29 protein-coding genes are annotated in these 19248 nt (G+C 69.0%); 2 read left to right on the top strand and 27 right to left on the bottom strand.

The features are described 5' to 3' along the window. Window positions 1-10 precede the first annotated feature (10 nt). The 3 genes from rpsI to AB0F62_RS20385 form a co-directional block, all read right to left on the bottom strand. On the bottom strand, window positions 11-511 hold the full coding sequence (gene rpsI / locus AB0F62_RS20375) for a 30S ribosomal protein S9 (protein ID WP_319140461.1): 501 nt from the start codon (window positions 509-511) through the stop codon (window positions 11-13). Window positions 512-551: 40 nt separating this feature from the next. Then, on the bottom strand, window positions 552-998 hold the full coding sequence (gene rplM / locus AB0F62_RS20380) for a 50S ribosomal protein L13 (RefSeq protein ID WP_361800595.1): 447 nt from the start codon (window positions 996-998) through the stop codon (window positions 552-554). 268 nt (window positions 999-1266) lie between these two features. Next, window positions 1267-2889, bottom strand: coding sequence for an ATP-binding cassette domain-containing protein (locus tag AB0F62_RS20385; protein ID WP_361800598.1), 1623 nt, complete (start codon window positions 2887-2889; stop codon window positions 1267-1269). A gap of 66 nt (window positions 2890-2955) precedes the next feature. On the opposite strand from AB0F62_RS20385, the gene AB0F62_RS20390 reads away from it, so the two are divergent. Together AB0F62_RS20390 and AB0F62_RS20395 are read left to right on the top strand one after the other, a co-directional pair. Next, entirely contained in the window at window positions 2956-3993 is a 1038-nt protein-coding gene (locus tag AB0F62_RS20390) for a hypothetical protein (RefSeq protein WP_361800601.1), read from the top strand. Between the two features lie 25 nt (window positions 3994-4018). Beyond that, a complete protein-coding gene (locus AB0F62_RS20395; protein ID WP_361800604.1) occupies window positions 4019-5869 on the top strand; it encodes a hypothetical protein in 1851 nt (616 codons plus the stop codon). Between the two features lie 12 nt (window positions 5870-5881). On the opposite strand, the gene truA is transcribed toward AB0F62_RS20395, so the two are convergent. The 24 genes from truA to rplP all read right to left on the bottom strand — a co-directional run bounded on the left by truA (window position 5882) and on the right by rplP (window position 19243). Continuing rightward, complete coding sequence (truA, locus tag AB0F62_RS20400) at window positions 5882-6730, bottom strand: tRNA pseudouridine(38-40) synthase TruA (protein WP_361800741.1); 849 nt, start codon at window positions 6728-6730, stop codon at window positions 5882-5884. A 78-nt stretch (window positions 6731-6808) separates the two neighbouring features. Next, complete coding sequence (gene rplQ, locus AB0F62_RS20405) at window positions 6809-7312, bottom strand: 50S ribosomal protein L17 (RefSeq protein WP_361800607.1); 504 nt, start codon at window positions 7310-7312, stop codon at window positions 6809-6811. Window positions 7313-7393: 81 nt separating this feature from the next. Further along, complete coding sequence (locus AB0F62_RS20410) at window positions 7394-8416, bottom strand: DNA-directed RNA polymerase subunit alpha (protein ID WP_361800610.1); 1023 nt, start codon at window positions 8414-8416, stop codon at window positions 7394-7396. Window positions 8417-8522: 106 nt separating this feature from the next. After that, window positions 8523-9149: a 30S ribosomal protein S4 gene (gene rpsD / locus AB0F62_RS20415; RefSeq protein WP_361800613.1), complete on the bottom strand. Its 627-nt coding sequence runs from the start codon at window positions 9147-9149 to the stop codon at window positions 8523-8525. A 36-nt stretch (window positions 9150-9185) separates the two neighbouring features. Further along, the gene (rpsK, locus tag AB0F62_RS20420) at window positions 9186-9590 is read right to left on the bottom strand and encodes a 30S ribosomal protein S11 (protein WP_018558890.1); all 405 of its coding nucleotides are present in this window, start codon (window positions 9588-9590) and stop codon (window positions 9186-9188) included. 67 nt (window positions 9591-9657) lie between these two features. Next, window positions 9658-10038, bottom strand: coding sequence for a 30S ribosomal protein S13 (gene rpsM, locus AB0F62_RS20425; RefSeq protein ID WP_361800616.1), 381 nt, complete (start codon window positions 10036-10038; stop codon window positions 9658-9660). Between the two features lie 188 nt (window positions 10039-10226). Beyond that, the gene (gene rpmJ / locus AB0F62_RS20430) at window positions 10227-10340 is read right to left on the bottom strand and encodes a 50S ribosomal protein L36 (protein WP_003956441.1); all 114 of its coding nucleotides are present in this window, start codon (window positions 10338-10340) and stop codon (window positions 10227-10229) included. Window positions 10341-10369: 29 nt separating this feature from the next. Then, window positions 10370-10591, bottom strand: a complete 222-nt coding sequence (gene infA, locus AB0F62_RS20435) for a translation initiation factor IF-1 (protein ID WP_003956442.1) — start codon at window positions 10589-10591, stop codon at window positions 10370-10372. A 154-nt stretch (window positions 10592-10745) separates the two neighbouring features. Then, complete coding sequence (map, locus tag AB0F62_RS20440; protein ID WP_361800619.1) at window positions 10746-11582, bottom strand: type I methionyl aminopeptidase; 837 nt, start codon at window positions 11580-11582, stop codon at window positions 10746-10748. Window positions 11583-11674: 92 nt separating this feature from the next. Next, window positions 11675-12349: an adenylate kinase gene (locus tag AB0F62_RS20445; RefSeq protein WP_361800622.1), complete on the bottom strand. Its 675-nt coding sequence runs from the start codon at window positions 12347-12349 to the stop codon at window positions 11675-11677. After that, entirely contained in the window at window positions 12349-13662 is a 1314-nt protein-coding gene (secY, locus tag AB0F62_RS20450; RefSeq protein ID WP_361800625.1) for a preprotein translocase subunit SecY, read from the bottom strand. Before secY ends, AB0F62_RS20445 begins: the two co-directional genes overlap by 1 nt. A 223-nt stretch (window positions 13663-13885) precedes the next feature. Next, window positions 13886-14341, bottom strand: coding sequence for a 50S ribosomal protein L15 (gene rplO, locus AB0F62_RS20455; RefSeq protein WP_361800628.1), 456 nt, complete (start codon window positions 14339-14341; stop codon window positions 13886-13888). Between the two features lies 1 nt (window position 14342). After that, window positions 14343-14525: a 50S ribosomal protein L30 gene (gene rpmD / locus AB0F62_RS20460; RefSeq protein ID WP_018558884.1), complete on the bottom strand. Its 183-nt coding sequence runs from the start codon at window positions 14523-14525 to the stop codon at window positions 14343-14345. After that, entirely contained in the window at window positions 14525-15130 is a 606-nt protein-coding gene (rpsE, locus tag AB0F62_RS20465) for a 30S ribosomal protein S5 (protein WP_319158054.1), read from the bottom strand. Before rpsE ends, rpmD begins: the two co-directional genes overlap by 1 nt. A 40-nt stretch (window positions 15131-15170) precedes the next feature. Beyond that, the gene (gene rplR, locus AB0F62_RS20470) at window positions 15171-15554 is read right to left on the bottom strand and encodes a 50S ribosomal protein L18 (RefSeq protein WP_361800633.1); all 384 of its coding nucleotides are present in this window, start codon (window positions 15552-15554) and stop codon (window positions 15171-15173) included. Window positions 15555-15557: 3 nt separating this feature from the next. After that, complete coding sequence (gene rplF, locus AB0F62_RS20475) at window positions 15558-16097, bottom strand: 50S ribosomal protein L6 (protein ID WP_319139016.1); 540 nt, start codon at window positions 16095-16097, stop codon at window positions 15558-15560. Window positions 16098-16118: 21 nt separating this feature from the next. Further along, window positions 16119-16517, bottom strand: coding sequence for a 30S ribosomal protein S8 (gene rpsH, locus AB0F62_RS20480; protein WP_018558881.1), 399 nt, complete (start codon window positions 16515-16517; stop codon window positions 16119-16121). A gap of 195 nt (window positions 16518-16712) precedes the next feature. Beyond that, on the bottom strand, window positions 16713-16898 hold the full coding sequence (locus AB0F62_RS20485) for a type Z 30S ribosomal protein S14 (protein WP_003948630.1): 186 nt from the start codon (window positions 16896-16898) through the stop codon (window positions 16713-16715). A gap of 3 nt (window positions 16899-16901) precedes the next feature. Further along, a complete protein-coding gene (gene rplE / locus AB0F62_RS20490; protein ID WP_361800637.1) occupies window positions 16902-17471 on the bottom strand; it encodes a 50S ribosomal protein L5 in 570 nt (189 codons plus the stop codon). Then, window positions 17471-17794, bottom strand: a complete 324-nt coding sequence (rplX, locus tag AB0F62_RS20495) for a 50S ribosomal protein L24 (protein WP_361800640.1) — start codon at window positions 17792-17794, stop codon at window positions 17471-17473. Before rplX ends, rplE begins: the two co-directional genes overlap by 1 nt. 3 nt (window positions 17795-17797) lie before the next feature. Beyond that, on the bottom strand, window positions 17798-18166 hold the full coding sequence (gene rplN / locus AB0F62_RS20500; RefSeq protein ID WP_055718836.1) for a 50S ribosomal protein L14: 369 nt from the start codon (window positions 18164-18166) through the stop codon (window positions 17798-17800). Between the two features lie 149 nt (window positions 18167-18315). Next, window positions 18316-18600, bottom strand: a complete 285-nt coding sequence (rpsQ, locus tag AB0F62_RS20505; protein ID WP_319658487.1) for a 30S ribosomal protein S17 — start codon at window positions 18598-18600, stop codon at window positions 18316-18318. Continuing rightward, window positions 18600-18824, bottom strand: a complete 225-nt coding sequence (gene rpmC / locus AB0F62_RS20510; RefSeq protein WP_319139014.1) for a 50S ribosomal protein L29 — start codon at window positions 18822-18824, stop codon at window positions 18600-18602. The genes rpsQ and rpmC overlap by 1 nt, the downstream gene beginning before the upstream one ends. After that, complete coding sequence (gene rplP / locus AB0F62_RS20515) at window positions 18824-19243, bottom strand: 50S ribosomal protein L16 (RefSeq protein WP_018558876.1); 420 nt, start codon at window positions 19241-19243, stop codon at window positions 18824-18826. The genes rpmC and rplP overlap by 1 nt, the downstream gene beginning before the upstream one ends. Between the last annotated feature and the right edge of the window lie 5 nt (window positions 19244-19248).

Below are 19248 nucleotides of genomic sequence, written 5' to 3' on the forward strand. Positions count from 1 at the left end.
CGCGTGGTGATTAGCGCTTGCTGTACTGCGGCGCCTTGCGGGCCTTCTTCAGACCGGCCTTCTTGCGCTCGATCTCGCGAGCGTCGCGGGTCAGGAAGCCGGCCTTCTTGAGCGGGCCGCGGTTGTTGTCGACGTCCGCCTCGTTCAGCGCGCGGGCGACGCCCAGGCGCAGCGCACCGGCCTGGCCGGAGATGCCGCCGCCGTTGATGCGGGCGATGACGTCGTAACGGCCGTCGAGCTCGAGGATCTTGAACGGCTCGTTGACTTCCTGCTGGTGCACCTTGTTGGGGAAGTACTCCTCAAGGGTGCGACCGTTGATCGTCCACTTGCCGGAGCCCGGGATGATCCGGACGCGGGCGACGGACTCCTTGCGGCGGCCCGTACCGGCGGCCGGCTGGGGCTCGCCGAAGCGGGAGGCGAGGGACTCGGAGGTGTACTCCTCCGGGATCTCGATGGTCTCCACGATCTCGCCGTCTTCGACGAGAGGGGTCTCAGGGGTGGTCTCGGCCACGATGCTCCTCAGATGCTTTCTGTGTCGGTGGTGGCCGGGACTAGCCCTGCGCGACCTGGCTGATCTCGAACGGAACCGGCTGCTGGGCGCCGTGCGGGTGCTCGGCACCCGCGTACACCTTCAGCTTCGAGAGCATCTGGCGGCCCAGGCTGTTCTTGGGCAGCATGCCCTTGACGGCCTTCTCGATGGCCTTCTCGGGGTTCTTGTCGAGCAGCTCGTCGTAGCGGACGGAACGCAGACCGCCCGGGAAGCCCGAGTGGCGGTAGGCGAGCTTCTGCTGCTTCTTGTTGCCGGAGAGGTGCACCTTGTCGGCGTTGATGATGATGACGAAGTCACCAGTGTCGACATGGGGCGCGTACACGGGCTTGTGCTTGCCCCGGAGGAGGGACGCGGCCTGGGACGCCAGACGGCCCAGGACGACGTCCTGCGCGTCAATGACGTGCCACTGGCGCTGGACATCGCCGGGCTTGGGGCTGAACGTACGCACGGTCGTAGCCTTCGCTTCTTCAGTGAGTGGGTCCTGACAAGGCCACCCGGACGATCACGACAGCCCTGTCGCCTGCGGCGACGCATACCGCGGGGCGAACGCTGGTCATCGGCCCGGTGGACCGGCGTAGCGGCCTCTCACGTGAGAACGAGCAAGCCAATACGCATAACGAACCTGCAGAATACCCGCGGTCTGCTGTTCGGGTCAAAACAGCCGGCGCGGGGCGTGCCCGCACCGGCCGCCGCCGGAGCCGCCGCAGGTGCGGGGGCTACCGCTCCCGCACCACTCGCGTCTCGTCCCACACCGGCTCCGGCACCTCCCGGACCACCCCGTCCGCGCCGAAGACCAGGTACCGGTCGAAGCTGCGGGCGAACCAGCGGTCGTGCGTCACCGCGAGCACGGTCCCGTCGAACGCCTCCAGCCCCTCCTGGAGGGCCTCCGCCGACTCCAGGTCCAGGTTGTCCGTCGGCTCGTCCAGCAGCAGTGCCGTCGCCCCGGCCTGCTCCAGCAGCAGGATCTGGAAACGCGCCTGCTGCCCGCCCGACAGCTGGTCGAAGCGCTGGTCGCCCTGCCGGTCGAGCTCGTAGCGCCGCAGGGCCGACATCGCCTTGCCGCGGTCGCGGGCGTGCTCCGTCCACAGGATGTCGACGAGAGTGCGGCCCATCAGCTCCGGGTGCGCGTGCGTCTGGGCGAAGTGCCCCGGCACGACCCTCGCGCCCAGCTTCCACTCCCCCGTGTGCCGGACGCCGGGGTCCCCCGCCAGCAGCCGCAGGAAGTGCGACTTGCCCGATCCGTTCGAGCCCAGGACGGCCACCCGCTCCCCGTAGAAGACCTCCAGGTCGAACGGCTTCATCAGCCCGGTGAGCTCCAGCCGTGCGCAGGTGACGGCCCGCACGCCGGTGCGGCCGCCGGACAGCCGCATGCGGATGTCCTGCTCGCGCGGCGGCTCCTGCGGCGGCCCCGCCTCCTCGAACTTCCGCAGCCGGGTCTGCGCGGCACGATAGCGGGAGGCCATGTCGGGACTGATCGCCGCCTGCTGGCGGAGCGTCAGCACGAGCTTCTTCAGCCGGGCGTGCTCCTCGTCCCAGCGCCGCCGCAGCTCCTCGAAGCGGGCGAACCGCTCCCGCCGCGCCTCGTGGTACGTGGCGAAGCCCCCGCCGTGCACCCACACGTCCGAGCCGGCCGGCCCCGGCTCCACGCTGACGATCTTCTCGGCGGAGCGGGCCAGCAGCTCCCGGTCGTGGGAGACGAACAGCACGGTCTTCCTGGTCTGCCCCAGCTGCTCCTCCAGCCAGCGCTTGCCGGGGACGTCGAGGTAGTTGTCCGGCTCGTCCAGCAGCAGCACCTGGTCGGTGCCGCGCAGCAGCGCCTCCAGCACCAGCCGCTTCTGCTCGCCGCCCGACAGCGTCCGCACCTCACGCCACTGGGCCCGCTCGTACGGAACCCCCAGCGCGGCCATCGTGCACATGTCCCAGACCGTCTCGGCCTCGTAGCCGCGGGCCTCGGCCCAGTCGCTGAGCGCTTGCGCGTAGGCCAGCTGGGCGGCCTCGTCGTCCTGCGCCATGATCTCCAGCTCGGCCGCGTCGACGGCCGCGGCGGCCTCGCGGATCCGCGGCGGCGCCACGGACACCAGCAGGTCCCGCACGGTGCGGTCGTCCCGTACCGAGCCGACGAACTGCGGCATGACACCGAGTCCGCCGCTGACCGTCACCGTGCCGCCGTGCGGCTTCAACTCACCGGAGATCAGCCGCAGGAGAGTCGTCTTGCCGGCGCCGTTCGCCCCGACGAGGGCCACCGCGGCGCCCTCGCCCACCCGGAACGAGACGTCGCCCAGCAACACCCGGCCGTCCGGCAGGTAATACTCCAGATGCGCAACGTCCACATGTCCCATGCCGTGGATTCTCGTAGCCCGGTCGCCCGCCGCCAAACTGGTTTTCCCCTCTATAGAATCCGCGCCATGACTGACGGGCCGCAGCAGCCGTATCACCCGAACGAAGGATGGACCGCACCGCCGGGACAGCAGGGCGCGCCGGAGGGCACCGGTGACCGGCGCCAGGTGCTCCGCGGCCAGATCGTCGGCGGCCCCGACCACCAGCCGCAGCGGCCGGCCTGGACGCCGCCCGCCGACTGGTCGCCGCCCGTGCCCGGTCAGGGCACCCGCGGTCCTTCGCAGCCGCAGTCCACGCCGCCCGCCGGCAACGAGCCCGACTGGTCGGCGCTCGCCGACGAGGCGGAGGCCGGGGCGCGCCGCCGCCGGCTGCTCCTTATAGGCGGCGGCGTCCTCGCCGTCGCCGCCGTCGCCGGGATCGTCGCCACCGCGGTGGTCACCTCCGGCAGCCCCGAGCCCTCCCCCACCGAGACCGCCTCCGCGCCCGCCTCCGAGGTCGCGCTGCCGCCCGAGCCCTCCTTCTCCGAGGTCTCCCCCGGCCCGACGTACGGCCCGCTCGACTTCCTGTCCACCGCGGCCAAGGACACCGCCCCGCTCGCCGTGGGCACCCTCTTCCCCGGGAAGAAGCTGGACTGGGTGGACGGCCGCACCTACACCAAGACCCGCTCCGCCGAGAACCGCGACTGCGCCGCCGGCGCCACCGGCTCGCTCTCGGCCGCCCTCTCCGGCAGCGGCTGCACCCGGATGATGCGGGTGACCTACACCCGCGGCGGCTCCGCGGTCACCGTCGGCGTGGCCGTCTTCAAGGACGCGGCCTCCGCCAAGAAGCTGGCCAGGACCAACAAGTTCGTGCGCCCGCTGGGCGGCGGCGGGGTCGGCGACTTCTGCCACGCGGTGGCCTGCTGGTCCAAGTCCGGTGCCGTGGGCCGCTACGCCTACTTCACCATCTCCGGCCCGAAGAACGGCACCGCGGCGACCAGCTCCGACACCGCCTCCCGCCAGGCCGGCCAGGACGGCTTCAACTACGCCTTCAACCGCATCGTCCAGCGCGGCAAAGAGCAGGCCGACGCCGCCATGGCCGCCGCGGCCGCCTCGCCGGCCAACTGACCCCACGCGACCCGACCGGAACGGCATGCCCTCCCTGCGTACGCTGCTGACCCTGCCCCGAGTGCTCCGCCACGGCACCGCCGTCGGGGCCGGCCTGCCGCCGGACGAGGCCGTCGTCCTGGACGTGCCGGACGTCGCGCTGCGCACCGCCCTCGCCGCGGCGGGCACCGGCGACCACGCTCCCGCCCGGGAGCTGCTGTCCGCCACGCGCCTGGGCTGCCAGTGGGAGCAGCGGGACGTGTACGTCTCCGAACTGGCCCAGTTCGCCCTGCACAACCCCGGCTGGCTGGACGCCTGGCTCGCCGCTGCCCCCGAGGACCCGGACGCGGCGCTGGTCAGGGCCGACCTGCGCATCCACCAGGCCTGGGAGATACGCAGCGGCGCCCGCGCCGCGGAGGTCTCGCCCGAGCAGTTCAAGGCCTTCTTCGCGCTGCTCAAGGACGCCGTGCCGGTGATCGGCGCCGCCGCCGAGCTCAACCCCGCCGACCCCGTGCCGTGGCGCATCGCCCTCACCCACGCACGCGGTATGCAGTCCTCCCGGGAGATCTTCGACGCGTACTGGACCGAGGCCGTGGAGCGCGCCCCGCACCACTACGGCTGCCACGCCTCCGCCCTGCAGTACCTGTGCGCCAAGTGGTACGGCACCCACCGCGAGATGTTCGACTTCGCGGAGCAGGCCGCCGAGGAGGCCCTGCCCGGTTCGAAGATCAACGCGCTGCCGCTGCTCGCCGCCGTCGAGTACGAGATCGTCGCGGGCGGGCCCGCCGCCGACGACCCGTCCGGTGCGGACTCCATCCCGCCGCACCGTGTCGCCGCCGCCGTCGACCGGGCCCTGGAGCTGTCCGGCTGGTACGACCCCGGTGACCCGGAGGCGGCCGGGTTCCGCAACCACCTCGTGCTGATGCTGGTGCGCGCGGGCCGCTGGGAGGAGGCGCTGCGCGTCTTCCGCGCCATCGGCGTGCACGCCACCAGCTTCCCGTGGGCCCACCTGGGCGGGGACCCGCGCCGGCACTTCCTCGACGTCCGGACGGGGGTGCGCGTGCAGGTCGCCACCCGCACCCCGTTCTTCGGTGCCCCGCCCGCGGTCCCCGTCCCGGCCGGCGCTCCCGACTGGGCGCCGCGCAGCCTGGCGGTGGCCTCCGCGCCGCTCACCGCCGTCGCCCAGGCCGCGCTGCTGTGCCGGACCGGGCTGCGGCTGGCCCCGGCGGGAGCGGCCTTCACCCACGTGGAGCTGACCGGGGAGGGCAGCCTGGCGGGGGCGGTCGACCTCTTCACGACGGGCGAGAAGTGGCCCGCCGTCGTCCTGCAGCGCTCGGGCGACCGGTACGGCATCACGCTGTACGCCAAGGGCAGGAAGCTCGCCGGCCACGAATGGGCACCGGGCGCGCCCGTGCCCTCCCTGGAGACCGCGGGCGCGACGGCCGCCGCCCTCGCCGCCGCCTATGGCGTCGCCGACGCGCGCCCCCTCACGGCGCTGCTGCGCGCCATGGACGCCCCCGGACGGCGGCTGGCGGACACCGTGGCGGCACTGGGCCTGCCAGCGCTGCCGGAGGGCTTCGGGGAGCGCTCCGCCACCCTCGACGGGGTGCCCGGAGCCCGGGTGCTCGCCCCGCGCGGCTTCCTCTCCGGCGTCAGGGACACCCTCACCACGGAGGACGGCGCGATGCCGCTCCCGCCGCGGGGCACCCCGGTGCGCTTCCCCGCCCGCTGGTGGGCGATGCGCGCGCTGTATCTGCTGCTGCTCGCCCCGGCCGCCTGCTTCTCCTGGTGGGGTGCCTTCCACGACCGGCTCCGCCCCGTCCCCCTGGCGCTGACCACGCTGGGCTCGGGGTACGTCCTCACCCAGGTGGTCGCGGCGTTGCGCCGCCGGGGGTGAGCGGCCCGGGCCTCAGGCCCGCGGCAGCGGCAGGCTCCGCATGTTGCGGGCCTCACGGCTGCGCGCCGCCAGCAACTCGTCCGCCGGGTAGCCGACCTCCTCCAGGGTCAGCCCGTGCGGCCGCACCACGTTGACCGCCGAGTGCCGCACCCGTCCCGCGAGGACCTCCCCGGGGAAGCCGACCGCCCGGTGGCCGTCGCCGACCAGCAGCATCGCCCCGACCAGGGCGCGCACCATGTTGTGGCAGAAGGCGTCCGCCCGCACCGTCGCCACGGCGAGCCCGGAGGCGTCCCGCTCCCAGCGCAGCTCCAGGAGGGTGCGGATCGTCGTCGCCCCCTCCCGCTTCTTGCAGTAGGCCGCGAAGTCGTGCTCCCCGAGGAGCTTGTCCGCCGCCGTGTTCATGAGGTCGACGTCCACCGGCCGGTCGTGCCACAGCACGTGCCCCCGCAGCAGCGGATCCACCCCGCCCTGGTGGTCGCCGACCCGGTAGGCGTAGCGGCGCCAGATCGCGGAGAAGCGCGCGTTGAAGCCCGCCGGGGCCTGCGACACCTTCCACACCCGTACGTCCCAGGGCAGCCGCCCGGCCAGCCGGCGGAGCAGCTTGTCGCCCTCCCGGGCCCACACGTCCTCCGGCAGGTCCACATGGGCCACCTGCCCGCGGGCGTGCACACCCGCGTCCGTGCGCCCGGCGACGGTCAGTTCGACCGGATCGGGCAGCCGCAGCACGGTCTGCAGGGCCGACTCCAGCTCCCCCTGCACGGTCCGCCTGCTGCGCTGCTTCGCCCAGCCCGAGAACTCCGCCCCGTCATAGGCCAGGTCCAGCCGTACCCGGACGAGACCGGGCTCCACCTCATCGCTCACGCTCACCCGCAGATCCTCTCAAACACGCGGACGGGCCCGCCCCCAGCGATCTGGGTGCGGGCCCGTCCGGTCAGGACGTCAGGCGTCCTTGGACTCCTCGGCCGGAGCCTCGGTGGCCTCGGCCTTGTCCTCGACCTCGGCCGGAGCCTCGGTCTTGGCCTCGGCCTCCTTGACCGCGCGCTTGGTCGCGGCCTCCGCCTCGCCCGTGGCCTGCTGGGCCACGGTCAGCGCCTCCACCAGCTCGATGACCGCCATCGGCGCGTTGTCGCCGCGACGGTTACCGATCTTGGTGATGCGGGTGTAACCACCCGGGCGGTTCTCGTACCGCGGGGCGATCTCGGTGAAGAGCGTGTGGACGACGCCCTTGTCCGTGATCGTCTGCAGCACCAGGCGACGGTTGTGGATGTCGCCCTTCTTCGCCTTGGTGATCAGGCGCTCCGCGACCGGACGCAGACGGCGCGCCTTGGCCTCGGTGGTGGTGATGCGACCGTGCTCGAACAGCGACTTCGCGAGGTTCGCGAGAAGCAGACGCTCGTGCGCGGCGCTGCCGCCCAGACGGGCACCCTTGGCGGGCTTCGGCATGGTGTTTCTCCTCAGATCTGCACCGGCCGTGTCAGGTACCGGTGTCAGGACCCTCCAGGCGGACGCCTGGAGGCAGTCGGATCAGTACTGCTCGGTCTCGACGAAGCCGGCGTCGGCGTCGTCGTCCGCACCGAAGGTGTCGGCGGCGGAGGTCGGGTCGAATCCGGGCGGGCTGTCCTTCAGGGCCAGGCCCATGCCGGCCAGCTTCGCCTTGACCTCGTCGATCGACTTCGCACCGAAGTTGCGGATGTCGAGCAGGTCGGCCTCGGAGCGCGCGACGAGCTCACCCACGGAGTGGATGCCCTCGCGCTTGAGGCAGTTGTAGGAGCGGACGGTGAGCTCGAGCTCCTCGATCGGGAGCGCGAGGTCCGCCGCGAGGGCGGCGTCCGTCGGGGACGGGCCCATGTCGATGCCCTCGGCGTCGACGTTCAGCTCGCGGGCGAGACCGAACAGCTCGACGAGGGTCTTGCCGGCCGAGGCCACGGCGTCACGGGGACGCATCGCGGGCTTGGTCTCGACGTCGACGATCAGCTTGTCGAAGTCGGTGCGCTGCTCGACACGGGTCGCCTCGACCTTGTAGCTGACCTTGAGCACCGGGCTGTAGATGGAGTCGACCGGGATGCGGCCGATCTCCTGGCCCTGCTGCTTGTTCTGGACGGCGGAGACGTAGCCGCGACCGCGCTCGACGGTCAGCTCCATCTCCAGCTTGCCCTTGCCGTTCAGGGTGGCCAGGACGAGGTCGGGGTTGTGCACCTCGACACCGGCCGGGGGCGCGATGTCGGCGGCGGTGACCACACCCGGGCCCTGCTTGCGCAGGTACATCACGACCGGCTCGTCGTGCTCCGAGGAGACGACCAGGGACTTGATGTTGAGGATGAGGTCGGTGACGTCCTCCTTGACACCCGGCACGGTGGTGAACTCGTGCAGGACGCCGTCGATCCGGACGCTGGTGACAGCGGCACCGGGGATCGACGAGAGGAGAGTGCGGCGGAGCGAGTTGCCGAGGGTGTAGCCGAAGCCCGGCTCCAGCGGCTCGATCACGAACCGGGAACGGAACTCGTCGACGACCTCTTCGGTCAACGAAGGGCGCTGAGCGATCAGCATGAGGTAATGCCTCCAGTCTTCGGCACCCACTATTTGATGCCGAGGCTTCAAGGGTACGGGCGGTGCGGCGCCAGAAGCGCCGCACCGCCCGGGACCGTGAGCCCTGCTACTTCGAGTAGAGCTCGACGATCAGCTGCTCCTGCACCTGGGTGTCGATCACCGGGCGCTCGGGCAGGTTGTGCACGAGGATCCGCAGACGCGAGGGGATCGCCTCCAGCCAGGCCGGGACGGTCCTCTCGCCGGCCTCCCCCTGGGCCACCGCGAACGGCGTCAGGTTACGGGAGGACTGGCGGACCTCGACGATGTCGTTCGCGACGACACGGGCCGACGGGATGTCGATCTTGACGCCGTTCACGAGGAAGTGGCCGTGACGGACCAGCTGCCGCGCATGATCACGCGACTTGGCGAAGCCCGCCCGGTAGACCACGTTGTCCAGCCGGGACTCGAGGATGCGGAGCAGGTTCTCACCGGTCTTGCCGGTCCTGCGGTTCGCCTCCTCGTAGTACCCGCGGAACTGCTTCTCAAGGACACCGTAGATGCGCGCGCACTTCTGCTTCTCGCGCATCTGCAACAGGTACTCGCTGTCCTTGGTGCGCCCGCGTCCGTGCTCACCCGGGGGGTAAGGACGGATCTCGATCGGGCACTTCGCGCTCTCGCACTTGCTCCCCTTGAGGAAGAGCTTCTGCTTCTCCCGACGGCAACGCTTGCAGTCGGCCCCGGTGTAACGCGCCATTCCTGTTTGTCTCCTACCTGCTCAGCGGATTGCTGATCAGACGCGCCGGCGCTTCGGCGGGCGGCATCCGTTGTGCGGGGTCGGAGTGACGTCCTGGATCGAGCCGACCTCGAGGCCGGTGGCCTGGAGGGAGCGGATCGCGGTCTCACGGCCGGAGCCGGGGCCCTTGACGAACACATCGACCTTGCGCATGCCGTGCTCCTGCGCGCGGCGGGCGGCCGACTCGGCGGCCATCTGCGCGGCGAACGGGGTCGACTTGCGCGAGCCCTTGAAGCCGACGTGGCCGGCAGAGGCCCAGGAGATCACGTTGCCGGACGGGTCCGTGATCGAAACGATGGTGTTGTTGAACGTGCTCTTGATGTGGGCGTGCCCATGAGCGACGTTCTTCTTCTCCTTGCGGCGCACCTTCTTGGCGCCGGCCTGACGGCCCTTCGGAGGCATATGTGGTTACTCCCGGTGGAGGTGGTCGGTCCTACAGCGAAGACCGCTGACGAGCGTCCGCTGAGGACTACTTCTTGCCCGGCTTCTTCTTGCCGGCGATGGCGCGACGCGGGCCCTTGCGGGTGCGGGCGTTGGTGTGGGTCCGCTGACCGTGGACCGGCAGGCCGCGGCGGTGGCGCAGGCCCTGGTAGCAGCCGATCTCGACCTTGCGGCGGATGTCCGCCTGGATCTCGCGACGGAGGTCACCCTCGGTCTTGATGTTGGCGTCCACGTACTCGCGGATCTTGACGAGGTCCTCTTCGTCCAGGTCGCGAACGCGGGTGTTCGGGTTCACGCCGGTGGCGGCGAGGGTCTCCTTGGCCAGGGTGCGGCCGATGCCGAAGACGTAGGTGAGGGCGACTTCCACGCGCTTTTCGCGCGGGATGTCAACACCTGAAACGCGTGCCATTCAATGGCTCCTGTTGGTGTTGGGGGTCTTCCGCAACGCCGCTCCTGGCCGCCGTACGAGGTACGGACCAGGTCCCCGGCCCCCGCCGGAGGTGTCGTCAGCCGGACGGATCCGGCCCGACGGGCGCTGCGTATGTACGTGAGTTGCTCGCGTCGCGAGAAGAACTGCGAGGTGCAGGTCGGCGTGCGTCAGCCCTGGCGCTGCTTGTGGCGCAGGTTGTCGCAGATGACCATGACCCGGCCGTGACGGCGGATCACCTTGCACTTGTCGCAGATCTTCTTGACGCTCGGCTTGACCTTCATGGGATGTCAGGTTCTCCGGGTCGTGAGATCTACTTGTAGCGGTAGACGATCCGTCCGCGCGTGAGGTCGTAGGGAGACAACTCCACAACGACCCGGTCATCGGGGAGGATGCGGATGTAGTGCATGCGCATCTTGCCGCTGATGTGCGCGAGGACCTTGTGACCGTTCTGCAGCTCCACCTTGAACATAGCGTTCGGCAGAGACTCGATCACGGTGCCCTCGATTTCGATGGCGCCTTGCTTCTTGGCCATGTCCTGCTTTCGGGATCGGCTACCTTGATCGGCTTTTGGCATGCCTGAAGGCATACGCGAGCCGACGTGACAGTCTACGTCAGCCGTTCCTGAAAGACGAATCCGGGGTGTATGCCCCCGAAAGATGATCGTTAAGCGGCCCCGAGGGGGGCGCTCAGGCGAGCGGGTCCGGCGCGGCCGTGATCCCGTACTCCGCCAGCTTGGCCTTGCCGCCGTCGAGGGCGGTCAGGACCAGCGGTCCCTCCTCGGTCAGCGCGACGGAGTGCTCCCAGTGGGAGGACCAGGTGCCGTCGTCGGTCTTGACCGTCCACTCGTCCTCGAGGACATGGGTGAGCGGGGTGCCCAGGCTGACCATCGGCTCGATCGCGAGGCAGAGGCCCGGCACCAGCCGGGGACCCTTGCCGCGCTTGCGCGAGACGTAGTTCAGCAGGTGGGGGTCCATGTGCATCTGCGAGCCGATGCCGTGACCGCCGTACTCCTCGATGATCCCGTACTTGCCGCCGCCGGGCTTGGGCTGCCGGCGGATGTAGGTCTCGATGGCACGGGAGATGTCCACCAGCCGGTCGCCCTTGCGGAAGGCGGCGATGCCGGCCCACATGGACTCCTCGGTGACCCGGCTGAGCTCGATCAGCTCCGGAGCGTGACCGCCGCCCACGAAGGCGGTGTAGGCGGCGTCGCCGTGCCAGCCGTCGACGATCGCCCCGCAGTCGATGGAGATGACGTCGCCGTCCTTCAGGACGGTCGCGGTGTCCGGGATGCCGTGGACGACGACGTCGTTCACGGAGGTGCAGATCGTGGCGGGGAAGCCGCCGTAGCCCAGGAAGTTCGACTTGGCCCCGTGGTCGGCCAGGACCTTGCGGGCGACGTCGTCGAGATCCTTGGTGGTGGCCCCGGGGACGGCCGCCTCGCGGGTGGCCTCGTGGATGGCGGCGACGACCAGACCCGCCGCGCGCATCTTCGCGATCTGCTCGGGGTTCTTGATCTCCACCATCGGCTCTCGCCTTCCTTCGTCCACCGGATTACCTCAACGGTACGGCCGCGGCGTCCTCGGGGACACCGCGGCCGTAACGGTCACACGTGCGTTCAGGCGGCGCTGTCGCCCGTGTCCTTCTTGTCGTGCAGCGCGTCCATCGCCCGCTTGGTCACCTCGGCGACCTTGCCCAGGGCCGAGATGGTGCGCACCAGGCCCTGCTGCTTGTAGTAGTCGATGATCGGCTCGGTCTTGCTGTGGTACTCCTCCAGCCGGACTCGCACCTTTTCCTCGGTGTCGTCCGACCGCTGGTACAGCTCACCACCGCACTCGTCGCACACGCCCTCGACCGCCGGAGGCCTGTAGGCCACGTGGAAGACATGGCCGCCGTCCTTGCGGCACAGCCGGCGACCGGCGATCCGCTTGACGACCTCTTCCTCGGGGACCTCCAGGTCCAGGACGGCGTCCAGCGCTATCCCGGTCTCGGCGAGGATCTTGTCGAGCGCCTGGGCCTGGCCCACGTTCCGCGGGAAGCCGTCGAGCAGGAAGCCGTTCCCGGCGTCCGGCTGCAGCATGCGGTCCTTGGCCATGCCGATGGTGATCTCGTCGGGGACCAGCCGTCCGGCATCGGTGTACTCCCGGGCCTTGAGGCCCAGCTCCGTGCCCTGGCTGATGTTCGCCCGGAAGAGGTCGCCCGTGGAGATGTGCGGGATCGACAAGTTCCTGGCAAGGTACGCGGCCTGCGTACCCTTGCCGGCCCCGGGAGGCCCGACGAGGACGATGCGCATCAGCGGAGGAACCCTTCGTAGTTACGCTGCTGAAGCTGGCTCTCGATCTGCTTCACGGTCTCCAGGCCGACACCCACGATGATCAGGATGCTCGTCCCGCCGAACGGGAAGTTCTGGTTCGCGTTGAACAGCACCAGCGCCACGGTGGGCACCAGGGCGATCAGACCCAGGTACATCGCGCCCGGCCACGTGATGCGGTTGAGCACGTAGCTGAGGTACTCCGCGGTGGGACGACCAGCCCGGATGCCCGGGATGAACCCACCATACTTCTTCATGTTGTCCGCGACTTCTTCGGGGTTGAAGGAGATGGCCACGTAGAAGAAGGCAAAGAAGACAATCAGCAGGAAATACGCGGTGATGTAGATCGGGTGGTCGCCCTTGACCAGGTTGTCCCTGACCCAGTTTGCCCAGGTAGACGTGGATCCACTGAACTGGACGACCAGTGACGGGATGTACAGGAGCGATGACGCGAAGATGACGGGAATCACACCCGCCTGGTTCACCTTCAGCGGGATGTAGGTGGACGTGCCGCCGTAGGAACGACGGCCGATCATGCGCTTCGCGTACTGCACGGGGATGCGGCGCTGTGCCTGCTCGACGAAGACGACCAGGGCGACCATCGCCAGACCCACGAGGATCACGGCCCCGAACTCGACCCAGCCGCCGCCGATGTTGCCGGACTTCTTGATCGCCCACAGGGCGCCGGGGAAGCCGGCCGCGATCGACAGGAACATCAGGATCGACATGCCGTTGCCGATGCCGCGGTCGGTGATCAGCTCACCCAGCCACATGATCAGCGCGGTGCCCGCGGTCATCGTGATGACCATCGTGATCGTCGTGAAGATCGACTGGTCCGGAACGATGTTGAACCGGTCGGGACACTGCTGGAAGAGGCTGCCGGAGCGGGCGGTGGCCACCAGGCCGGTGCCCTGCAGGACCGCGAGCGCCACGGTGAGGTAGCGCGTGTACTGCGTGATCTTCGTCTGGCCGGCCTGGCCCTCCTTCTTGAGGGCTTCCAGGCGGGGGATGACCACGGTCAGCAGCTGCAGGATGATGCTCGCGGTGATGTACGGCATGATGCCGAGCGCGAAGATCGTGAGCTGCAGAAGCGCGCCGCCGCTGAAGAGGTTCACCAGACCGAACAGGCCCTGGTTCCCCCCGACCGCCTTGATGCAGGAGTTGACCACCTGGTAGTCGACCCCGGGGACCGGGATGTGTGCTCCCAGCCGGAACAGCACCATGATGCCCAGCGTGAACAGCAGCTTCTTGCGCAGGTCGGGCGTCCTGAACGCCCGGGCGAACGCGGTGAGCACGGTGCCTCCTGCGCCCCCCGCCTCTTCGGCGGGAGGTGACGGTGTTGAAAGCTACGAATGGTGGGACTGCAAAACGTATGGGGTTGCCGGACCCGCGTCAGCACACAGGCTTCGCAAGACTAGCCCGGCCCACCTTACCGGCGAGCATCCATCCCCGGAATGACCAACCGGGGATGCCCCGCACGAAAGTGCGGAACATCCCCGGCCGGGTGGGACATCACTCTCAGACGAGCTCGTTGACCGAGCCGCCCGCGGCGGTGATCTTCTCCTTGGCGGAGCCGGAGACCGCGTCAACGGTCACCTGCAGCGCCACGGAGACCTCGCCGGTGCCGAGCACCTTGACGAGCTGGTTCTTGCGCACCGCGCCCTTGGCGACCAGGTCGGCCACCGTGACCTCGCCACCCTCGGGGTAGAGCGCGGCCAGCTTGTCCAGGTTCACGACCTGGAACTCGGTGCGGAACGGGTTCTTGAAGCCCTTGAGCTTCGGCAGACGCATGTGGAGGGGCATCTGCCCACCCTCGAAGCGCTGCGGAACCTGGTAGCGGGCCTTGGTGCCCTTGGTGCCACGACCGGCCGTCTTGCCCTTGGAGGCCTCACCACGACCGACACGGGTCTTGGCGGTCTTGGCGCCCGGGGCCGGACGGAGGTTGTGGACCTTCAGCGGAGACTGCTCTCCCATGTCAGTCGACCTCCTCGACCGTGACGAGGTGGCGGACGGTGTGGACCATGCCGCGGATCTCCGGGCGGTCCTCCTTGACCACGACGTCGTTCAGCCGCTTCAGGCCGAGCGAACGCAGGGTGTCACGGTGGTTCTGCTTGCTGCCGATGTAGGACTTGACCTGCGTGACCTTGAGGCGAGCCATTACGCACCCACCCCTGCACGCGCCCGGAGCAGAGCAGCCGGGGCCACGTCCTCGAGCGGCAGACCACGACGGGCGGCGATCTCCTCGGGACGCTGCAGGCCCCTCAGCGCCTCCACCGTGGCGTGCACGATGTTGATCGCGTTGTCGGAGCCGAGCGACTTCGACAGCACGTCGTGAATGCCGGCGCACTCCAGAACGGCGCGCACCGGACCACCGGCGATCACACCCGTACCGGGGGAAGCAGGCTTGAGCAGGACGACGCCCGCGGCCTTCTCGCCCTGGATGGGGTGCGGGATGGTGCCCTGGATACGGGGGACCTTGAAGAAGTGCTTCTTGGCCTCCTCAACGCCCTTGGCGATGGCGGCCGGCACCTCCTTGGCCTTGCCGTAACCGACACCCACGGTGCCGTCACCGTCGCCCACCACGACCAGCGCGGTGAAGCTGAAGCGACGACCACCCTTCACAACCTTGGCGACGCGGTTGATCGCGACAACGCGCTCAACGTACGCGGTCTTCTCGGCGGCAGCTGCGCCGCCGTCACGGCCCTTCCGGTCCCGCCGCTCGCCGCCACCGGCACCGCCACCGCGGCGCTGGGGTCCAGCCATTGGATTACCTCTCTCTGTTTCCGCTAGCTACGGAACCGGCTCAGAAACCGAGCCCGGCTTCGCGGGCGGCGTCGGCCAGGGCGGCGATGCGCCCGGCGTACCGGTTGCCACCACGGTCGAACACGACGGTCTCGACGCCGGCGGCCTTGGCACGCTCGGCAACCAGCTGGCCGACCTTCTTCGCCTGCTCGGTCTTGTCGCCCTCGCCACCCCGGATGGAGGTGTCCAGGTGCGACGCCGAGGCCAGCGTGTGGCCCGCGATGTCGTCGATGACCTGCGCCGTGATACCCCGGTTGGAACGGGTCACGACCAGGCGCGGACGCGCCTCGGTGCCCGAGATCCGCTTGCGAACGCGGATGTGGCGACGCTTCTTGGCCGCGCCCTTGTAGGCGTTGCCCTTGGCGATCTTCACACCGTATGCCATGGCTTACTTACCCGCCTTTCCGACCTTGCGGCGGATGACTTCGCCCTCGTACTTGACGCCCTTGGCCTTGTACGGGTCGGGCTTCCGCAGCTTGCGGATGTTCGCGGCGACCTCGCCGACCTTCTGCTTGTCGATGCCCTCGACCGAGAACTTGGTGGGGGACTCGACCTTGAAGGAGATGCCCTCGGGGGCCTCGACAAGGATCGGGTGGCTGTAGCCCAGGGCGAACTCCAGGTTGGAGCCCTTCGCCTGGACGCGGTAGCCGACACCGCTGATCTCGAGCTTCTTCACGTAGCCCGCGGTCACGCCGGTGATCATGTTCGCCACCAGCGTGCGGGACAGGCCGTGCAGGGCCTTGTTCTGACGCTCGTCGTTCGGACGCGACACCTGAAGGGTGCCGTCCTCGCTCTTGACGATGTCGATCGGCGCGGCAACGGTGTGGGTCAGGGAACCCTTGGGGCCCTTCACCGAGACCGTCCGGCCATCGATGGTGACGTCCACGCCGGCGGGAACCGGGATGGGCAGCCGTCCAATTCGCGACATGGCTATACCTCCGTTTCCCGACTACCAGACGTAGGCGAGGACTTCCCCACCCACGCCCTTCTTGTTTGCCTGCTTGTCGGTGAGGAGCCCGTGGGAGGTGGAGATGATCGCCACGCCCAGGCCGCCGAGCACCTTCGGCAGGTTGGTGGACTTTGCGTAGACCCGCAGACCGGGCTTGCTGATGCGCTTGATGCCGGCGATCGAGCGCTCGCGGTTCGGCCCGAACTTCAGGTCGATGGTGAGGTTCTTGCCGACCTCGGCGTCCTCGACCTTCCAGCCCTGGATGTAACCCTCCTGCTGGAGGATCTCCGCGATGTGCGACTTGATCTTGCTGAACGGCATGGTGACCTCGTCGTGGTACGCGGAGTTCGCGTTCCGCAGACGCGTCAGCATGTCTGCGATCGGGTCAGTCATGGTCATGTGATGGCCTTAGGCCTCTCTCGCCGGGGTTTCCTATATGCGCCATCCCTCTCCCCCATAAGACTGAGGACGGGTGCGGCGCGGGGACCTACGGCGTAGTAAGACGGTCATGGGCGGCGGGCGCCCAACCCTTCTACCTTACGGTATGCAGGGCTGGGCTCCCGCCACTCATCTGCTTACCGAGAGCCCTGGTGATTACCAGGAGCTCTTGGTCACGCCCGGCAGCTCGCCGCGGTGCGCCATCTCGCGAAGGCACACACGGCACAGGCCGAACTTGCGGTACACGGAGTGCGGACGGCCGCAGCGCTGGCAGCGCGTGTAGCCACGCACGCCGAACTTGGGCTTGCGGGCGGCCTTCGCGATAAGAGCCTTCTTCGCCACGGCTCACGCCTCCTTGAACGGGAAGCCGAGGTGACGGAGGAGCGCACGGCCCTCAGCGTCGTTGGTCGCCGTGGTCACCACGGTGATGTCCATACCCCGGGTGCGGTCGATCTTGTCCTGGTCGATCTCGTGGAACATGACCTGCTCCGTGAGACCGAAGGTGTAGTTGCCACGGCCGTCGAACTGCTTCGGCGACAGACCGCGGAAGTCGCGGATGCGCGGGAGCGCGAGCGACAGCAGACGGTCCAGGAACTCCCACATGCGGTCACCGCGGAGGGTGACGTGGGCGCCGATCGGCTGACCCTCGCGCAGCTTGAACTGCGCGATGGACTTCCGGGCCTTGGTGACGGCCGGCTTCTGGCCGGTGATCGTGGTGAGGTCGCGGATGGCGCCCTCGATCAGCTTGGAGTCGCGGGCGGCGTCGCCCACACCCATGTTGACCACGATCTTGGTGAGACCCGGGATCTGCATGACGTTCTCGTACTGGAACTCGTCACGCAGCTTGCCCGCGATCTCCTCGCGGTAGCGCGTCTTCAGACGCGGCTGCACGTGCGTCGTGTCGGTGGCAGTCATCAGATGTCCTCACCGGTCCGCTTGGCAACGCGGATCTTGTTGCCCTCGTCGTCGAAGCGGAAGCCGACGCGGGTCACGACCTTCTTGCCGTCCTTCTCCACGACCAGCTGGACGTTGGAGACGTGGACGGGAGCCTCGGTCGTGATGATGCCGCCGGTCTTCGAGCCGCGAGCGGTCTGGCCGGCCTTCGTGTGCTTCTTGACCCGGTTGACACCCTCGACCAGGACGCGGTCCTCAGCCGGGTAGGCCGCGATGACCTTGCCCTGCTTGCCCTTGTCCTTACCGGTGATGACCTGGACCAGGTCGCCCTTCTTGATCTTCATCGGTTACAGCACCTCCGGCGCGAGCGAGATGATCTTCATGAACTTCTTCTCGCGCAGCTCCCGGCCCACGGGGCCGAAGATACGGGTGCCGCGGGGGTCACCGTCGTTCTTGAGGATGACGGCCGCGTTCTCGTCGAAGCGGATGTACGAACCGTCGGGACGGCGGCGCTCCTTGACGGTGCGCACGACGACCGCCTTGACGACGTCGCCCTTCTTCACGTTGCCACCGGGGATCGCGTCCTTGACGGTGGCGACGATGACGTCACCGATTCCCGCGTAGCGGCGACCGGAGCCACCGAGCACACGGATGCAAAGGATCTCCTTCGCACCAGTGTTGTCGGCGACACGCAGTCGCGACTCCTGCTGGATCACGTCTATCTCCTGATCGTCTGCCGGTTCCCTCCGGGGCGAGCCCGGAGAGCCTGGCGGAACCGTCCTGCGGGGAGCCCCCCGCAGGAATTACGTGCCGGCCGGGGCCGGGCCGCGCGCACTGGTCGCGCGGCCCGGCCGGCCGGGCGGTCTTACTTGGCCTTCTCGAGGATCTCGACGACGCGCCAGCGCTTGGTCGCGGACAGCGGCCGGGTCTCCATGAGGAGGACGCGGTCGCCGACGCCCGCGGCGTTCTGCTCGTCGTGCGCCTTGAGCTTGTTGGTACGGCGGATGACCTTGCCGTACAGGGCGTGCTTCACACGGTCCTCGACGGCGACCACAACGGTCTTGTCCATCTTGTCGCTGACCACGAGACCCTCACGGGTCTTGCGGTCACCGCGCTGCTCGCTGCTCTCAGTCACATTCTTCTCGCTCATCAGGCGTTCTCCACCGTCTCGATGCCGAGCTCACGCTCACGCATGAGGGTGTAGATCCGGGCGATGTCCTTGCGGACAACCTTCAGCCGGGAGTTGTTCTCGAGCTGTCCGGTGGCCGCCTGGAAGCGGAGGTTGAACAGCTCCTCCTTGGCCTCACGCAGCTTGCCGACGAGCTCCTCGTCGCCCAGCTGACGCAGCTCGGTCGCCTTGGTACCGGCCGCCATTACAGCTCACCTGCCTCGCGCCGGACGATCCGGCACTTCATCGGAAGCTTGTGGGCGGCTCGGGTGAGCGCCTCACGCGCAACCTTCTCGTTCGGGAAGGACAGCTCGAACATCACCCGACCGGGCTTGACGTTCGCGACCCACCACTCCGGGGAACCCTTACCGGAACCCATGCGGGTTTCGGCCGGCTTCTTCGTGAGCGGGCGGTCCGGGTAGATGTTGATCCAGACCTTGCCGCCACGACGGATGTGACGGGTGATGGCGATACGAGCGGACTCGATCTGCCGGTTCGTCACGTACGCGGGGGTGACGGCCTGGATGCCGTACTCACCGAACGCCAGCTCGGTGCCACCCTTGGCCATGCCATCACGCTTCGGGTGGTGCTGCTTACGGTGCTTGACCCGACGGGGGATCAGCATGGGGG

Origin of the sequence: Streptomyces sp. NPDC026673 (genome assembly GCF_040638135.1) — a bacterium.
Classification (GTDB): domain Bacteria; phylum Actinomycetota; class Actinomycetes; order Streptomycetales; family Streptomycetaceae; genus Actinacidiphila.

What these genes read in the sequence shown, in the direction of transcription:
- rpsQ (WP_319658487.1), bottom strand. Translation starts at nt 18,600, where the DNA reads ATGAGCGAGAAGAATGTGACTGAGAGCAGCGAGCAGCGCGGTGACCGC.
- rplF (WP_319139016.1), bottom strand. Translation starts at nt 16,097, where the DNA reads ATGTCGCGAATTGGACGGCTGCCCATCCCGGTTCCCGCCGGCGTGGAC.
- AB0F62_RS20410 (WP_361800610.1), bottom strand. Translation starts at nt 8,416, where the DNA reads ATGCTGATCGCTCAGCGCCCTTCGTTGACCGAAGAGGTCGTCGACGAG.
- rpsE (WP_319158054.1), bottom strand. Translation starts at nt 15,130, where the DNA reads ATGGCTGGACCCCAGCGCCGCGGTGGCGGTGCCGGTGGCGGCGAGCGG.
- rpsK (WP_018558890.1), bottom strand. Translation starts at nt 9,590, where the DNA reads ATGCCTCCGAAGGGCCGTCAGGCCGGCGCCAAGAAGGTGCGCCGCAAG.
- rpsH (WP_018558881.1), bottom strand. Translation starts at nt 16,517, where the DNA reads ATGACCATGACTGACCCGATCGCAGACATGCTGACGCGTCTGCGGAAC.
- AB0F62_RS20390 (WP_361800601.1), top strand. Translation starts at nt 2,956, where the DNA reads ATGACTGACGGGCCGCAGCAGCCGTATCACCCGAACGAAGGATGGACC.
- rplE (WP_361800637.1), bottom strand. Translation starts at nt 17,471, where the DNA reads ATGACTGCCACCGACACGACGCACGTGCAGCCGCGTCTGAAGACGCGC.
- AB0F62_RS20385 (WP_361800598.1), bottom strand. Translation starts at nt 2,889, where the DNA reads ATGGGACATGTGGACGTTGCGCATCTGGAGTATTACCTGCCGGACGGC.
- AB0F62_RS20445 (WP_361800622.1), bottom strand. Translation starts at nt 12,349, where the DNA reads ATGCGCATCGTCCTCGTCGGGCCTCCCGGGGCCGGCAAGGGTACGCAG.
- AB0F62_RS20395 (WP_361800604.1), top strand. Translation starts at nt 4,019, where the DNA reads ATGCCCTCCCTGCGTACGCTGCTGACCCTGCCCCGAGTGCTCCGCCAC.
- infA (WP_003956442.1), bottom strand. Translation starts at nt 10,591, where the DNA reads ATGGCCAAGAAGCAAGGCGCCATCGAAATCGAGGGCACCGTGATCGAG.
- rpsD (WP_361800613.1), bottom strand. Translation starts at nt 9,149, where the DNA reads ATGGCGCGTTACACCGGGGCCGACTGCAAGCGTTGCCGTCGGGAGAAG.
- map (WP_361800619.1), bottom strand. Translation starts at nt 11,582, where the DNA reads ATGGTGGAGATCAAGAACCCCGAGCAGATCGCGAAGATGCGCGCGGCG.
- rplP (WP_018558876.1), bottom strand. Translation starts at nt 19,243, where the DNA reads ATGCTGATCCCCCGTCGGGTCAAGCACCGTAAGCAGCACCACCCGAAG.
- rpmC (WP_319139014.1), bottom strand. Translation starts at nt 18,824, where the DNA reads ATGGCGGCCGGTACCAAGGCGACCGAGCTGCGTCAGCTGGGCGACGAG.
- rpmJ (WP_003956441.1), bottom strand. Translation starts at nt 10,340, where the DNA reads ATGAAGGTCAAGCCGAGCGTCAAGAAGATCTGCGACAAGTGCAAGGTG.
- rplR (WP_361800633.1), bottom strand. Translation starts at nt 15,554, where the DNA reads ATGGCATACGGTGTGAAGATCGCCAAGGGCAACGCCTACAAGGGCGCG.
- rpsM (WP_361800616.1), bottom strand. Translation starts at nt 10,038, where the DNA reads ATGGCACGCGTTTCAGGTGTTGACATCCCGCGCGAAAAGCGCGTGGAA.
- rplQ (WP_361800607.1), bottom strand. Translation starts at nt 7,312, where the DNA reads ATGCCGAAGCCCGCCAAGGGTGCCCGTCTGGGCGGCAGCGCCGCGCAC.
- rpmD (WP_018558884.1), bottom strand. Translation starts at nt 14,525, where the DNA reads ATGGCTCGCCTCAAGGTCACGCAGGTCAAGTCCTACATCGGCAGCAAG.
- rplO (WP_361800628.1), bottom strand. Translation starts at nt 14,341, where the DNA reads ATGGGAGAGCAGTCTCCGCTGAAGGTCCACAACCTCCGTCCGGCCCCG.
- rplX (WP_361800640.1), bottom strand. Translation starts at nt 17,794, where the DNA reads ATGAAGATCAAGAAGGGCGACCTGGTCCAGGTCATCACCGGTAAGGAC.